Here is a 14,296-nt window from a genome sequence, read left to right as displayed (position 1 = left end):
GTGAGCACCACGCCCCTGCGCCCCTACAACTTCTCGGCTGGCCCGGCCGTGTTGCCTGAAGCCGTGTTGCGCACGGCCGCTGCCGAGATGCTGGACTGGCATGGCAGCGGCATGGGCGTGATGGAGATGAGCCATCGCGGCAAGGAGTTCACGGCGATCCACGCGGCTGCCGAACAGGATCTGCGTGATCTGCTGGCCGTGCCGGCCAACTTCCGCATCCTGTTCATGCAGGGTGGCGGCCTGGGCGAAAACGCCATCGTGCCGATGAACCTGTCGCGCGGCGGCATGGTGGACGTGGTGGTGACGGGCTCGTGGAGCAAGAAGTCGCTCAAGGAAGCCGGTCGTTACGCCGACGCCTTGGCGGTGGCCAGCAACGAAGCCGACCACCACACCAGCCTGCCCGCCCCGGCCACCTGGGCCCTGCGTGACGGCGCGGCCTATGTGCACGTGTGCTCGAACGAAACCATCGATGGCGTCGAGATGGGCGAACTGCCCGACTTGGCCGCCCTGGGCAGCCGTGCCCCGCTGGTGGTGGATTGCTCCTCGCACATCCTCTCGCGCACGATTGACTGGAGCCGCGTCGGCCTCGCCTTCGCCGGCGCACAGAAGAACATCGGCCCGGCCGGTGTGACGCTGGTGTTCGTGCGTGAAGACCTGCTGGGCCACGCCCTGTCCATCTGCCCGTCGGCCTTCGACTACAAGACGGTCGCCGACAACGGCTCGATGTTCAACACGCCACCCACCTACGGCATCTACATCGCCGGCCTGGTGTTCCAGTGGCTCAAATCGCAAGGCGGCGTCGCCGAGATGGAACGCCGTGCCATTGCCAAAGCCGACCTGTTGTACGGCTACCTCGACAACAACGGCGGTTTCTACCGCAACCGCGTGGCCACCCAAGCCAGATCGCGGATGAATGTGCCCTTCTTCCTTGCCGACGATGCGCTGAATGACGCGTTCCTGTCGGGCGCCAAGGATGCAGGGTTGCTGCAGCTCAAGGGCCACAAGTCTGTGGGCGGCATGCGTGCATCGATCTACAACGCCATGCCGCTGGAAGGCGTGCAGGCGCTCGTGAACTACATGCAGGACTTTGCCCGCCGCCATGGCTGACGCCCCCTCTGATGCCCCGAAGTCCGCTGCCGCGGACACGCCCCCTGAATTGCTGGCCCTGCGCCACCAGATCGACGCCCTGGACCGCGACCTGCTCGAGTTGCTGAACCGCCGCGCCGGCCTGGCGCTGGCGGTGGGTGAGTTGAAGAAGAAGGAAGGCTCGGTGGTCTTCCGCCCCGAGCGTGAAGCGCAGGTGATTGATGGCCTCAAGGCCGTCAACCCCGGCCCGCTGAAGAAGGACAGTGTGGCGCCCATCTGGCGCGAGATCATGTCTGCCTGCCGCGCGCTGGAAACGCCCACCCGCGTGGCCTACCTCGGCCCGGCCGGCACCTTCAGTGAAGAAGCCGCGCTTGGCTTCTTCGGCGCCTCCATCGTTCGCGTGCCCTGCGCCAGCATCGACGAGGTGTTCCACACCACCTCGTCGGGCGCGGCCGATTTCGGCGTCGTGCCGGTGGAAAACTCCACCGAAGGCGTGGTGGCCCGCTCGCTCGACATCTTCCTGACGACGCCGCTGTTCATCATCGGCGAGACCAGCCTGTTCGTGCGCCACAACCTGCTGCGCAAGGAAAATGCGCTCGAAGGCATCGAAGTCGTGTGCGCGCATCCGCAGGCGCTGGCCCAGTGCCACGGCTGGTTGTCGCACCACCTGCCGAACGTGGAACGCCGTCCGGTGTCCAGCAATGCCGAAGGCGCACGCCTGGCTGCGCTGGACCCGCGTCTGGCCGGCATTGCCAGCGCCCGCGCCGGCAGCGAATACGGCCTGCACCTGGTGGCCCCGGCCATCCAGGACGACACCCACAACCGCACCCGCTTCGCCATCGTCACCGACCCGCACCGGCACCCGGCACCCAAGGCGTCGGGCCACGATTGCACCAGCCTCATCGTCTCGGTCACCAACCGTCCGGGCGCGCTGCACGACATGCTGGTGCCGCTGAAGCGCCATGGCGTCTCGATGACCCGCTTCGAGTCGCGGCCCGCACGCTCGGGCCAGTGGGAGTACTACTTCTACGTCGACCTGCAGGGCCACCCTGACGAGCCGCATGTGCAGTCCGCCATGATGGAACTGCGCGAGGTGTGCGCTTTCTTCAAGGTGCTGGGCACCTACCCCATCGACGTCAAATGATCGCAGTACGCATTTCCGTGTGCCATCGCCACGCCGGCCCGCGCCGCGCCGAGGGCTGAGATGGCGGCCATGTTCAAGCAACTCGGCCTGATCGGCTGCGGCCTGATGGGCGGCTCCTTTGCACTCGCACTGAAGCAGGCTGGTCTGGTGGAGCGAGTCATCGGCTACAGCAAGTCGCCGTCGACCACCGAAAAAGCCCGCCAGATGGGCGTGATCGACCAGACGGCTGAATCGGCCCTGCTGGCCGTGTCAGGCTCCGACATCGTGCTGATCGCCGTGCCGGTGGCCGCCACTGACGCCACCTTCCGCGCCATCCGGCACCTCGTCACGCCGAACACGCTGTTCATGGATGTGGGCAGCACCAAGCGCGACGTGGTGGACGCTGCCCGCCGCGTGCTGAAGGAGCGCTCGATCGCCTTCGTGCCCGCGCACCCGATCGCCGGCAAGGAGCACTCGGGCGTGCAATACGCCGACGCAGCGCTTTACCGTGATCGCCAGGTCATTCTCACCCCGATCGCGCAAACCTCGCCCGAACTGGTTGAGAAGGCCAAGGCGGTGTGGTCGGCCGTGGGCTCCAGCGTTCGCGTGATGACGCCCGAAGCGCATGACGCGGCCTTTGCCGCCGTCAGCCACTTCCCGCACCTGCTGGCGTTTGCCTACTTCACCGGCATTCTTCAGCAGGCTGACAGCGAACAGTTCCTGTCGCTCGCCGGCCCGGGCTTCCGAGATTTCACGCGCATTGCCGCCAGCGACCCCGCCATCTGGCGCGACATCCTGATCGCCAACCGCGAAGAGGTGCTCAAGCAGTCTGAGCAGTTCCGGGGCGCGCTCGGCATCCTCGAACAGGTGCTGCGCGACTGCCAGGGGGAATCGCTGGAAGCCTTGGTCAAGGGTGTCTCCACGGCGCGCAGCCAGTGGCGCATGGGCTTGCCCCGCGGCAGCGCCAACACCTGATCGCCCGAAGGAGTCGGTGCGCCCTTCCAGCGCGCCGGACTCCGCTTTCGACTTCATTGCCGTACAGGCCCATCGCCATGTATTCGACCGCTTTCCTTGATCTCCCGCCGTTCCAGTCGGCCGCCGGCACCGTGCGCCTGCCCGGCTCGAAGAGCATTTCCAACCGGGTGCTGCTGCTGGCTGGCCTGGCCGCCGGCACCACGGTGGTCCATGACCTGCTGGATTCCGACGACACCCGCGTGATGCTGACCGCGCTGGAAACGCTCGGCTGCACCCTGCGTCGTGACGGCAGCGCCCTGCACGTCACCGGTCTGGGTGGCCAGCTGCAACAGCGCAACGCCAAGCTCTTCCTTGGCAATGCCGGCACCGCCATGCGCCCGCTGACGGCGGCTTTGGCCGTGCTCGCAGCCACGCAAGGCGGCCAGTTCGAACTCTCCGGCGTGGCCCGCATGCATGAGCGCCCCATCGGCGACCTGGTGGACGCCCTGCGCCAACTCGGCTGCCCCGTCACCGACCTGGGCCAGCCCGGCTTCCCGCCGCTGCGCGTGGGCGACAGTGGCCAGCATGCGCTGCACACCGAGCGCACGATCCGCGTGCGCGGTGATGTGTCGAGCCAGTTCCTCACGGCGCTGCTGCTGGCACTGCCGCTCGTCACCGAGCAAGGCCCGGTGACCATCGAGGTCGACGGCGAGCTCATCTCGAAGCCCTACATCGACATCACCCTGGGCCTGCTGGCGCGCTTCGGCATCGAAGTGCAACGCAGCGACTACCAGCGTTTTGTGCTGCCCCAGGGCTCGCAATACAAGTCGCCCGGCAGCATCCACGTGGAAGGTGACGCCTCGTCCGCGTCGTATTTCGTGGCACTGGGTGCTCTGGCCGGCATTGATCAGCCCGTGCGCATCGAAGGCGTGGGCTTTGACGCCATCCAGGGTGACATCCGCTTCGTCGAGGCCGCCCAGGCCATGGGCGCGGCCGTCACCGGCGGCCCGGGCTGGCTGGAAGTGCGCCGCGGCGCCTGGCCGCTCAAGGGCATCACGCTCGACTGCAACCACATCCCCGACGCCGCGATGACGCTGGCCGTGATGGCGCTGTATGCCGACAGCCCGACCCGGCTGAACAACATCGCCAGCTGGCGCGTGAAGGAAACCGACCGCATCGCCGCCATGGCCACCGAACTGCGCAAGCTCGGCGCCACGGTCGAAGAAGGCGCCGACTACATCGTGGTGCAGCCGCTGCAGCATTGGCAGGCCGCCACCATCCACACCTACGACGACCACCGCATGGCGATGTGCCTGTCGCTGGCCAGCCTGAACGTGCTCGCCGGCGCACAGCCGCCCTGCACGGTGCGCATCGAAGACCCGAAGTGCGTCGCCAAGACCTTCCCGGACTACTTCGACGCGCTGTTCAGCCTGGTTGAGCCGGTGGCGGGTGCCGTGCCCGTGCTGGCCATCGACGGCCCGACCGCTTCCGGCAAGGGCACGCTGGCCACGGAATTGGCGGAACGTCTGGGCTACCACCTGCTTGATTCAGGCGCGCTCTACCGCGCCACCGCCCTGGCTGCGAAGGACGCCGGCATCGCCCTCGATGACGGTCCGGCGCTGGCCGCCATGGCCGCGAACCTCGATCTGCGCTTCACCGGCCACGACGTGTTCCTGAACGGCCGAGAAATTACCCACCCGCTGCGCCTGGAATCGACCGGCGGCATGGCCTCGCAGGTGTCGGTGCACCCGGAAGTGCGCCAGGCGCTGCACGCGCTGCAACTCGGTTTCCGCCGCGCGCCGGGCCTGGTGGCCGACGGCCGCGACATGGGCACCGTCGTTTTCCCCGACGCACCGCTGAAGGTCTTCCTGACCGCCAGCGCCGAGCAACGGGCGGCCCGCCGGTACCGCCAATTGATCGAAAAGGGAAATTCGGCTAATATCGACAGTCTTCGCATTGACCTCGAAGCTCGTGACGCACGCGACAAAAACCGCGCTGTGGCACCTTTGAAGCCGGCAGAAGATGCTGAGCTGCTCGACAACTCGCAGCTGTCCATCGAGGATTCGGTGGTGCAGGTGCTGAATTGGTGGCAGCAACGCCAACCGTTCTGAGGCGTTCGATCAGATCGAACGCTGACGAGCCTGGGCCCACCGCCCTGCCCTCCAGATGCGCAAAGCATCGTTCAGGGCGGTGATCTCGCAACCTCAACCCCGTGACACGCCTTGTGTCACAGCCAACGTCGGCTGTTCAAGCCGACACAGGAAATTTCCATGTCCCAAGACTCCTTTGCAGCGCTTTTCGAGGAATCCCTGAAGAGCGCCGACATGCGCGTCGGTGAAGTCATCTCCGCCGAGGTGGTTCGCATCGAGCACAGCCACGTGGTGGTCAACGCCGGCCTGAAGTCCGAAGCGTACGTGCCCATCGAAGAATTCAAGAACGACCAGGGCGAAGTTGAAGTCCAGGTCGGCGACTTCGTGTCGGTGGCCATCGACGCTGTCGAAAACGGCTACGGCGACACCATCCTGTCGCGCGACAAGGCCAAGCGTCTGGCCTCGTGGCTGTCGCTGGAAACCGCTCTGGAGTCTGGTGACTTCGTGACCGGTACCGTGTCCGGCAAGGTCAAGGGCGGCCTGACCGTCCTGGTCAACGGCATCCGTGCCTTCCTGCCTGGTTCTTTGCTCGATACGCGCCCTGTCAAGGACATGTCGCCGTACGAAGGCAAGACCATGGAGTTCAAGGTCATCAAGCTCGATCGCAAGCGCAACAACGTGGTGCTGAGCCGCCGCGCTGTGGTGGAAGCCTCGATGGGTGAAGAGCGCGCCAAGCTGCTCGAAACCCTGTCGGAAGGCGCGATCGTCAGCGGCGTGGTCAAGAACATCACCGAATACGGTGCGTTCGTTGACCTCGGCGGCATCGACGGCCTGCTGCACATCACCGACATGGCATGGCGCCGTGTCCGTCACCCGAGCGAAGTGGTGACCGTGGGCCAGGAACTGCAAGCCAAGGTCCTGAAGTTCGACGCTGAGAAGAACCGCGTCTCGCTGGGCATCAAGCAGCTGGGCGACGACCCGTGGATGGGTGTGGCCCGCCGCTACCCGAACAGCACCCGCCTGTTCGGCAAGATCACCAACATCGCCGACTACGGTGCATTCGTTGAAATCGAGCCGGGCATCGAAGGTCTGGTGCACGTGTCCGAAATGGACTGGACCAACAAGAACGTTGCTCCTTCCAAGGTCGTGACCCTGGGCGAAGAAGTCGAAGTCATGGTCCTCGAGATCGACGAAGACAAGCGCCGCATCTCGCTGGGCATGAAGCAGTGCAAGGCGAACCCGTGGGAAGAGTTCTCGGCCACCGTCAAGCGCGGTGACAAGGTCAAGGGCCCGATCAAGTCGATCACCGACTTCGGCGTGTTCGTGGGCCTGGCTGCCGGCATCGACGGCCTGGTGCACCTGTCTGACCTGTCGTGGCACGAAACCGGCGAAGCTGCCGTGCGCAACTTCAAGAAGGGCCAGGAAGTTGAAGCCCTGGTGCTGGGCATCGACGTCGAGCGTGAGCGCATCTCGCTGGGCATCAAGCAGCTGGACGGCGACCCCTTCGCCACCTTCACCTCGGTCAACGACCGTGGCATGCTGGTGAACGGCGTGGTCAAGACCGTGGATCCGCGCGGCGCTGAAGTTCAGCTGGCCGACGACGTCCTGGGCTACCTGCGCGCTTCCGAAATCAGCCGTGACCGCGTCGAAGACGCACGCAACGTGCTGAAGGAAGGCGACGAAGTCTCGGTCATGATCGTCAACGTCGACCGCAAGACCCGCAACATCCAGCTGTCGATCAAGGCCAAGGACCAAGCCGACCAGCAGGAAGCCATGCAGCGTCTGTCGCAGACCAACGAGCGTGAAAACGCCGGCACGACCAGCCTGGGCGCCCTGCTGCGCGCCAAGCTGGACAACTCGAACAGCTGATCTGCGAACGCACCGCGCTGACACCCCATGACCCGTTCCGATCTCGTGGCACGACTGGCTGAGCGTTTCGCCCAGCTGACGCAACGCGACACCGAGTTCGCGGTCAAGACCATGCTTGATGCGATGTCTGATGCCCTCGGGCGCGGGCACCGCATCGAGATTCGGGGTTTCGGCAGCTTCTCGATCAACCGCCGGCCGCCGCGCGTGGGGCGCAATCCCCGCAGCGGCGAGCAGGTCACGATCCCCGAGAAGCTGGTGCCGCATTTCAAGCCGGGCAAGGCACTGCGCGAAGGCGTGGATGCCAGCCTGCCGACCGATGAGGTCGGCCAGACCCCCAAGGTCTGACGTTCTGCCAGCAAGTACACCGACAGGGCCCTTTTCAGGGCCCTGTTTCTTTTTTGGCGCCGCGCACCCGGGCGGGCTCGCAGGCTTCCGTAAAATCGGCCCACCACTGGAGTTCCGATGCGATTCCTGATCCGGCTCTTTTGGGCCTTCCTCTTCTTCTGCCTGTTCGCCTTTGCGCTGAACAACCAGCAGGCCGCCACGGTCAACTGGTTCTTCGGCCTGACCTGGCAGGCCCCGCTGGTCATCATCGTGCTCGTCACCTTCGTGGCTGGCACCGTGTTTGGCGTACTGGCCATGACGCCCGCCTGGTGGCACCACCGCCGCGTGGCGAAGCGCCAGATCGCCGCAGCCACGCCGGCTGCCGGCCCGGCTGCCAACCCCGACCAGACTCCGGTGATTCCTGATGGACTTTGATTTCCAGTGGGTGTTGATCGCCCTGCCGCTCGCGTTCGGCGTGGGTTGGCTGGCCTCGCGGCTTGACTTGCGCCAGGTGCGCCGCGAAAGCAGCAACTCGCCCAAGGCCTACTACAAGGGCCTGAACCTCCTGCTGAACGAACAGCAGGACAAGGCCATCGACGCCTTCATCGAAGCCGTCCAGCACGACCCCGACACCACCGAGCTGCACTTCGCGCTCGGCAACCTGTTCCGCCGGCGCGGTGAGTTCGAGCGCGCCGTGCGCGTGCACCAGCACCTGCTGGGCCGGGCTGACCTTGGCGCCACCGAGCGTGACCGCGCCCAGCACGCCCTGGCGCAAGACTTCATGAAGGCCGGTCTGTTCGACCGCGCCGAGCAGGCCTACAAGGCGCTGGCCGGCACGCCGTTCGACACCGAATCGCGCCTCGCCCTGCTCAACCTCTATGAGCGCAGCCGCGACTGGCGCGCCGCCGCCGACACCGCCGCCGCACTGGAAAAAACCGGCACCGGCGCCTTCGGCACCCGCATCGCCCACCACTGGTGCGAGCTGGCCATGGAAGCCGATGGTCGCGGTGATGCAGCCGGCGCCGCCAGCGCCCTGGCCAAGGCCCGTGAAGCCGCCCCGCAGGCCCCGCGCCCCTTGCTGCTGGCCGGCCAGCAGGCCTGGCGCGCAGGTAGCGCCACCGCCGCCCTGCAGCACTGGAACGAACTTCGCCTGCGTGATCCAGCCAGCTTCCATCTGGTGGCCGCTGATTACGCCAGCGCCGCCATCGCCGCCGACCAGGTCGAAGCTGCTCGTGCCGCGCTCGACAAGGCCTACGCGCAAACGCCGGGGCTCGACTTGCTGCGCGCGCTGGCTCAGCTGGCGCAGCAACCGCTGGGCAGCTCGGCCGGGCTGCTGCCGCACCTGCAGGCCCACCCGACGCTGTCGGGCGCACAGGCGCTGCTGGAGCGCCCTGCCAGCGACTGGACCGAAACCGACGCCGCCGCCGTGCGCACCGCCGTGGCCAAGGCCGCACGGCCGATGCAGCGCTACCGCTGCGCCGCCTGCGGCTTCGAAGCGCAGCGCTATTTCTGGCAATGCCCGGGCTGCCTCGGCTGGGACAGCTTCCCGCCGCGCCATCTGGAAGAACTCTGAGAACAACAAGGCCCGCATGACCTCGACGGCGACCACTTCCATCCCGGCATCGGCCAACAGCGCTGCCAGCCCGTTCCCGCCCAGCCACCCGGACGACCGGGTCATCATCTGCATGAAGTGGGGCACCAAGTACGGCCCCGAGTACGTCAACCGCCTCTACGCCATGGTGCGCCGTCACCTGCGCGGCGAGTTCCGCTTCGTCTGCCTGACCGACCGCAGCGAAGGCATCCGGGCCGAGGTGCAGTGCCTGCCGATTCCGCCGCTGGCCTTGCCGCCGGGCATCCCCGAGCGCGGCTGGACCAAGCTGACCACCTTCAGCCCTGACTTGCACGGCCTGCAGGGCACCGCCCTGTTCCTCGATCTGGACGTGGTGATCGTCGACGACATCACGCCGTTCTTCGAAGTGCCCGGCGAATTCCTCATCATCCACGACTGGAAACGGCCGTGGCGCATCACCGGCAACTCGTCGGTCTACCGCTGGCGCATCGGCGCCCACGACGACGTGCTCAGCGAATTCCTGGCCACCCAGGAAGATGTGCGCCAGCGCCTGCGCAACGAGCAGGCCTTCCTGTCCGAAGTGCTGCACCGCCAGGGCAAGCTCAGCTACTGGCCGGCCGACTGGTGCGCCAGCTGGAAGTACCACTGCATTCCGCGCTTCCCGCTGAACTTCGTGCAGCCGCCGCACATTCCGAAGGGTGCCCGCATCCTGATCTTCCACGGCGTGGTCAACCCACCTGACGCGCTGGCGGGCCGCAGCAACGGCAACTGGCGCAAGGCCCGGCCGGCGCCGTGGATCGCCGACCACTGGCACGAGTGACCCGAGGCACCCCATGAGCATGCCCCGCGTTCTGCATGTGGTGACGGGCGGGTTTTCCGGCGCCACCCAGGTGGCCATCGACCTGGTGCGCGGTGCGCGCGCCAGCGGCCGCAACCAGCCCTTCCTGGCCCTGCGCCGCAAGTCAACCACCAGCCCGGAACGGGTGGAGGCGCTGCGCGACGAAGGCATGGACGTGACGGTGCTGCCAGGCTGGTCGCACCTCGCCACCATCGTGGCGCTGCGCCGCCTTTGCCAGCGCATCAAGCCCGACGTGCTGGTGGCACACGGCTTCCCTGAACACCTGCTGGGCCGCCATGCCGGTCGCTGGGCTGACGTGCCGCACCTGGTGCAGGTGGAACACAACTCCCGCGAGCGTTACAGCGCCTGGCGGCTGGCGCAAACCCGTTGGCTGGCGCCGCACACCGACCGCATCGTCGGCTGCTCGGAGGGCGTCAAAGGCGCGCTGCTGGCCCAGGGCCTGCCCGAAGATCGGGTGATGGCCATCCCGAACGGCATCCGCCTGGAGCCCTTCGCCCAGGCCGATGCCCACCCCTGGGCTGCGCGCGTGCCCGGCCTGGTGATGTGCGCCCGCTTCGCCAGCCAGAAAGACCACGCCACGCTGCTGCAGGCCCTGGCCCTGCTGCGCCAGCAAGGCCTGCGCCCGCCGCTGCTGCTGGCTGGCAGCGGCAGTGCGCGCCACCGCCGGAAGGTGGTGGACCTGTGCGCTGCGCTGGGCCTGAACGATCAGGTGCAGTTCCTCGGCTTCCAGAAAGACATTCCGGGCCTGCTGATGCGTCACCAGGTGGCCGTGCTGAGCAGCCATTACGAAGGCATGCCACTGTCGCTGGTGGAAGGCATGGCCGCCGGTTGCGTGGCGGTTGGCTCGAGTGTGCCCGGCATTGAAGAGCTGTTGAATGACGGCGTGACTGGCCGGCTCGTGCCGCACGCTGACGCCGCTGCGCTGGCCCGCACCCTGGCCGACGTGCTGCAGCAACCCGAGGCCTCGGCCCGCATGGCCGCAGCCGGCCGCGCTGCCGCCTTGCAGCACCACTCACTGGGGTTGATGACGGCCCGCTACGACGAACTGTTTGACGTGCTGGTTGACCCGGCACTGGCCTGAAGCTGCAACCCATGAGCCACCCCTGCCCGGTCTACCTGATCAACCTGCCGCGTGACCATGAACGCGGCGAGCAGATGCGCCAGCAGATCAGCGCGCTGGGCCTGGAAACCCGCCGCGTCGACGCCGTGTACGGCAAAGACCTGCAGCCGCATGAACGTGATGCGCTCTACAGCCCCGCGCTGAACTTGGCCCGCTTCCACAAGCCGATGAGCCCGGGCGAGATCGGCTGTTACGCCAGCCACCTGCGTGTGTGGGAAACCATGCGCGACGACGCCGCGCCCATGGCCCTGGTGCTGGAAGACGACGTGGCGCTTGGCCCTGAATTGCCCGCCCTGCTGGCCGCCGTGGCCCAGCTGCCGCCGCAGTGGGACATGATCAAGCTGGTGGGCCGCGACCGTGAACGCGTGTGGCGCAGCTGGCCCCTGCTGGAGCGCTGGCGCGTGGTGCGCTACCGCCGCGCCCCCAGCCTCACCGGCGCCTACCTGCTCAGCCGCGAAGGTGCTGCCAAGCTCGCTGCCGCCCGCAAGCCCTTCTACCGCCCGGTGGATGTGGACCTGCGCTTCTGGTGGGAAACCGACCTGCGCCTGTACGGCATGCTGCCCTACCCCATCCAGCTGGCCGAAGCCTCGTTCGTGTCCAGCATCGGCCAGCGCGAACAGGTCGGCGGCTTCATGTACCGGTGGCGCAAGTTCCGCAGCCAGGTGATGTATTCCTGGGGCTCGCTGACCTCGAACTTCCGCACCCGCCACGACACGCCCACGGGCCACTGACCGCACACCATGTCACTGACGCCCCACCGACCGCTGGTTCTCATTTCCTGGAACGGCAGCGAAGCCCCGCTGCGCTGCCTGCTGGCTGACACCACACCGCAATTCGACATCGTGGTGTTCGACTACACCGCCCGCTGGGTGGGCACGCACAACGCGCCACACGCCCTGCCCAACACCCTGCTGAGCGAGCGCACGCAGTGCAAGGGCGACATCTACCAGGCCCTCGCCCGGCACCTGCAAGCCACCGGCCTGCAGCCGAGCTTCATCAGCCTGATTGACGACGATGTGCTGATCAGCGTCAGCGACATCAACCGCCTGCTGCACCTGGCCAGCTACCACGGGCTGCATGTCAGCTCGGCCGCGCTCAGCCATGACAGCCACTACACCCACCGCTGGTCGCTGCGGCAGCCCAACCGCGTGCTGCGCGAAGTGGACTGGGTCGAGGTGATGATGCCGGTCTACAGCGGCGAGCTGTTCGCCGCCTGCGCGCCGCACTTCGAAGGCAACGTGTCGTCGTGGGGCATCGACAAGTACCTGGTGCCCACGATGCAGCAGCTGACCGGCCTGACGCACACGGCCATCGTCGACGCCGTGATGGCCAGCCATGTGCGCCCCATCACCAGCGGTGACACGGTGTACCGCAACGGCCTGACTGCCGGCCAGGAGCGCGACAAGATGAGGCAGCTGTGCCTGGGCCTGATCGACCAGCACAAGCCTGAGCTGCGGCTGACCGACTGGTTCCGCCGCATCTTCCAGCAGCGCCATGTGCGCACGCGTTGGCAGCAACTGGCCTACGGCCTGGGCCGGCCAATTCGCCGCTGGCTTGATCAAAGCACCTGAGCGAATTGACGATGCGCTGCTTGACGCTGGCAGTCGTACTCATGTGTGCATTGAGCCTGCCGGGCGTTGCCGCAGCCACCGAGCTGAACACCGCCAACCAGGCCGAGCTGGAGATGATCAAGGGCGTCGGCCCGCAGTTGTCTGAGCAATGGCTGGCGGCGCGGCAACAGCGGCCGTTTGCCAGCTGGGCACAGTTCATCGAACGAACGCCCGGTGTGGGCCCGGCGCGGGCCAAGCGCCTTTCAGACGCCGGCTTGCGCGTGAATGGCTTGGCTTATTCGGCCACGCCGGCGACGTCAACCTCAGTCGCCAATTCAGGCGCTACCTCGGCCAACGCCGCAGCACCTGCCGCACCAGCTGCACCATCACCCGCCGAAGCCGCCCGGCGTTGAGCGGCCCGCGGCGGCAAGCCCTGGCCCGGCTGCGGCCACACCACCGGTTCGGGCCAGCCGAAGAAGCGGCAGACCTCGGCCTTGCGGGCCATGGCATCGGCCTCACCCAAGGCCATCAGCTCACGCGTGAAATCGGCTTCAAACAGCAGATAGCTGGCCAGCGCCGAGCCACGCGCACCCGTGGCCGCATCAGCGCCTGACACCCCCACGCCGCGCAGCAGCGCGCGCACCGGCAGCGGCAGGGCCTCAAGATGGCGGGCGGCAATGTCGTCCAGCCGCTGTGACGGCGCAATCACCAGCACATCAATCGGGCGCAGTTGCGACTGTGCCCGCGCCTCGTCGGTCAGCAGGCCCAGCGTGCGGTTCACCCGCTGCAGGCGTTCGATGTCCACGGCCAGTGCGTCGAGGAAGATGCTCGACATGGCATGGCCCGCAATCTGGGCCATGGTCGGATAGTCTTGGTCGACGATCACGCGGCCACCGCCCGGCTCCTGCAGCCGCCCGGCGCCGATCACCAGCACACGTTGCGCGCCGAGGTGAACGGCCGGCGAGATGGGCGCCACCTGGCGCATCGAGCCGTCACCGAACCACTGCAACTCCTGATCAAGCAGCAGCGGCTGGGCCGAAAACACGAATGGAATGGCCGACGACGCCAGCAGGTGCGGCATCGTGATCGGCGCAGGCACGGCGCGCCGCTGCGAGCGCACCCACGGCTCCACCTCTTGGGCAGATTGATAGAACGTGACGTGCTCGCCCGAGCTGTAGCTCGATGCGCTGATGGCCAGCGCCTTCAGGTGCCCGCCCTCCAGCATCGCCGGGATGCGGTCGAGCGGAATCATCTGTTCCAGCAGGCCTTCGAGCGGCGTGTTGTCGAGCAACGAGCGCGGCTTTTGACGGCGCCAGCGCGCAATCACCCAGCCAATCGACATCATCGTCAGCCAGCGCGCGCCGGTGCGAATCACGCCAATCGAATCGGTGCGGTAAACCTGGTCGGCATGAAAGCCGCGCCACACCGCCGCCAGCCGGGCCAGCGCCAGATCAAAGTCGTCAGCGCCCGCAGCCAGCGCGGATGCATTGAGCGCGCCGGCTGATGTGCCGGCGATCACCTGAAACGGGTTGCCGCGGCCGTGTTCATGCTCGGCGCGGATGCGGCCAATGGCCCGCAGCACGCCCACCTGGTAGGCCGCCCGCGCACCACCGCCCGTCAGGATCAAACCGGTGACGGGGCTATCCGCAGCGGCCTGATGAGGCAGCGGCGAAGTGGGCGAGGCCGAGCTGGCGGCAAACTTGTCGGCGGACATGGCGCTGCCAGTCTAGGCCTGCACCGCGCGGCGCATG

Annotated in this window: 14 protein-coding genes; 13 read left to right on the top strand and 1 reads right to left on the bottom strand. The window is 67.1% G+C overall.

What is annotated here, in order from left to right; genetic code table 11:
* From serC to AACH00_RS12100, 13 genes are all read left to right on the top strand, one after another.
* The gene (serC, locus tag AACH00_RS12160) at positions 1 to 1,107 is read left to right on the top strand and encodes a 3-phosphoserine/phosphohydroxythreonine transaminase (protein WP_341399404.1); all 1,107 of its coding nucleotides are present in this window, start codon (positions 1 to 3) and stop codon (positions 1,105 to 1,107) included.
* Positions 1,100 to 2,230, top strand: a complete 1,131-nt coding sequence (gene pheA, locus AACH00_RS12155; protein WP_341399403.1) for a prephenate dehydratase — start codon at positions 1,100 to 1,102, stop codon at positions 2,228 to 2,230. Before serC ends, pheA begins: the two co-directional genes overlap by 8 nt.
* A 69-nt stretch (positions 2,231 to 2,299) precedes the next feature.
* Positions 2,300 to 3,184, top strand: a complete 885-nt coding sequence (locus AACH00_RS12150) for a prephenate dehydrogenase (protein WP_341399402.1) — start codon at positions 2,300 to 2,302, stop codon at positions 3,182 to 3,184.
* Between the two features lie 77 nt (positions 3,185 to 3,261).
* The gene (locus AACH00_RS12145; RefSeq protein ID WP_341399401.1) at positions 3,262 to 5,274 is read left to right on the top strand and encodes a bifunctional 3-phosphoshikimate 1-carboxyvinyltransferase/cytidylate kinase; all 2,013 of its coding nucleotides are present in this window, start codon (positions 3,262 to 3,264) and stop codon (positions 5,272 to 5,274) included.
* Between the two features lie 159 nt (positions 5,275 to 5,433).
* Positions 5,434 to 7,122, top strand: a complete 1,689-nt coding sequence (rpsA, locus tag AACH00_RS12140) for a 30S ribosomal protein S1 (protein WP_341399400.1) — start codon at positions 5,434 to 5,436, stop codon at positions 7,120 to 7,122.
* A 27-nt stretch (positions 7,123 to 7,149) separates the two neighbouring features.
* Entirely contained in the window at positions 7,150 to 7,467 is a 318-nt protein-coding gene (locus AACH00_RS12135; RefSeq protein WP_341399399.1) for an integration host factor subunit beta, read from the top strand.
* Positions 7,468 to 7,584: 117 nt separating this feature from the next.
* Positions 7,585 to 7,881: a lipopolysaccharide assembly protein LapA domain-containing protein gene (locus tag AACH00_RS12130; protein ID WP_341399398.1), complete on the top strand. Its 297-nt coding sequence runs from the start codon at positions 7,585 to 7,587 to the stop codon at positions 7,879 to 7,881.
* The gene (gene lapB / locus AACH00_RS12125) at positions 7,871 to 9,019 is read left to right on the top strand and encodes a lipopolysaccharide assembly protein LapB (RefSeq protein ID WP_341399397.1); all 1,149 of its coding nucleotides are present in this window, start codon (positions 7,871 to 7,873) and stop codon (positions 9,017 to 9,019) included. The genes AACH00_RS12130 and lapB overlap by 11 nt, the downstream gene beginning before the upstream one ends.
* A 16-nt stretch (positions 9,020 to 9,035) precedes the next feature.
* A complete protein-coding gene (locus tag AACH00_RS12120; RefSeq protein ID WP_423221926.1) occupies positions 9,036 to 9,836 on the top strand; it encodes a glycosyltransferase in 801 nt (266 codons plus the stop codon).
* 13 nt (positions 9,837 to 9,849) lie between these two features.
* Entirely contained in the window at positions 9,850 to 10,956 is a 1,107-nt protein-coding gene (locus tag AACH00_RS12115; RefSeq protein ID WP_341399396.1) for a glycosyltransferase, read from the top strand.
* An 11-nt stretch (positions 10,957 to 10,967) separates the two neighbouring features.
* The gene (locus AACH00_RS12110) at positions 10,968 to 11,726 is read left to right on the top strand and encodes a glycosyltransferase family 25 protein (RefSeq protein ID WP_341399395.1); all 759 of its coding nucleotides are present in this window, start codon (positions 10,968 to 10,970) and stop codon (positions 11,724 to 11,726) included.
* Between the two features lie 9 nt (positions 11,727 to 11,735).
* Positions 11,736 to 12,566, top strand: a complete 831-nt coding sequence (locus AACH00_RS12105) for a hypothetical protein (protein WP_341399394.1) — start codon at positions 11,736 to 11,738, stop codon at positions 12,564 to 12,566.
* Positions 12,567 to 12,577: 11 nt separating this feature from the next.
* Entirely contained in the window at positions 12,578 to 12,958 is a 381-nt protein-coding gene (locus AACH00_RS12100; protein ID WP_341399393.1) for a ComEA family DNA-binding protein, read from the top strand.
* Here the strand turns inward: AACH00_RS12100 and AACH00_RS12095 are convergent.
* A complete protein-coding gene (locus AACH00_RS12095; RefSeq protein ID WP_341399392.1) occupies positions 12,841 to 14,259 on the bottom strand; it encodes a patatin-like phospholipase family protein in 1,419 nt (472 codons plus the stop codon). The two genes, AACH00_RS12100 and AACH00_RS12095, sit on opposite strands and share 118 nt — an antisense overlap.
* Between the last annotated feature and the right edge of the window lie 37 nt (positions 14,260 to 14,296).

Source organism: Ideonella margarita (assembly GCF_038066635.1).
GTDB classification, from domain to species: Bacteria; Pseudomonadota; Gammaproteobacteria; order Burkholderiales; family Burkholderiaceae_C; genus Ideonella; species Ideonella margarita.
Note: the sequence above shows the minus strand (reverse complement) of the source record. Positions and strands in the feature narration are given on the sequence as shown.

Bases quoted from the DNA above. Each gene is read 5' to 3' on its own strand.
- rpsA (WP_341399400.1), top strand. From the start codon at position 5,434: ATGTCCCAAGACTCCTTTGCAGCGCTTTTCGAGGAATCCCTGAAGAGC.
- AACH00_RS12135 (WP_341399399.1), top strand. From the start codon at position 7,150: ATGACCCGTTCCGATCTCGTGGCACGACTGGCTGAGCGTTTCGCCCAG.
- AACH00_RS12095 (WP_341399392.1), bottom strand. From the start codon at position 14,259: ATGTCCGCCGACAAGTTTGCCGCCAGCTCGGCCTCGCCCACTTCGCCG.
- pheA (WP_341399403.1), top strand. From the start codon at position 1,100: ATGGCTGACGCCCCCTCTGATGCCCCGAAGTCCGCTGCCGCGGACACG.
- AACH00_RS12130 (WP_341399398.1), top strand. From the start codon at position 7,585: ATGCGATTCCTGATCCGGCTCTTTTGGGCCTTCCTCTTCTTCTGCCTG.
- AACH00_RS12150 (WP_341399402.1), top strand. From the start codon at position 2,300: ATGTTCAAGCAACTCGGCCTGATCGGCTGCGGCCTGATGGGCGGCTCC.
- AACH00_RS12105 (WP_341399394.1), top strand. From the start codon at position 11,736: ATGTCACTGACGCCCCACCGACCGCTGGTTCTCATTTCCTGGAACGGC.
- AACH00_RS12110 (WP_341399395.1), top strand. From the start codon at position 10,968: ATGAGCCACCCCTGCCCGGTCTACCTGATCAACCTGCCGCGTGACCAT.
- lapB (WP_341399397.1), top strand. From the start codon at position 7,871: ATGGACTTTGATTTCCAGTGGGTGTTGATCGCCCTGCCGCTCGCGTTC.
- AACH00_RS12115 (WP_341399396.1), top strand. From the start codon at position 9,850: ATGAGCATGCCCCGCGTTCTGCATGTGGTGACGGGCGGGTTTTCCGGC.
- AACH00_RS12100 (WP_341399393.1), top strand. From the start codon at position 12,578: ATGCGCTGCTTGACGCTGGCAGTCGTACTCATGTGTGCATTGAGCCTG.
- AACH00_RS12145 (WP_341399401.1), top strand. From the start codon at position 3,262: ATGTATTCGACCGCTTTCCTTGATCTCCCGCCGTTCCAGTCGGCCGCC.
- AACH00_RS12120 (WP_423221926.1), top strand. From the start codon at position 9,036: ATGACCTCGACGGCGACCACTTCCATCCCGGCATCGGCCAACAGCGCT.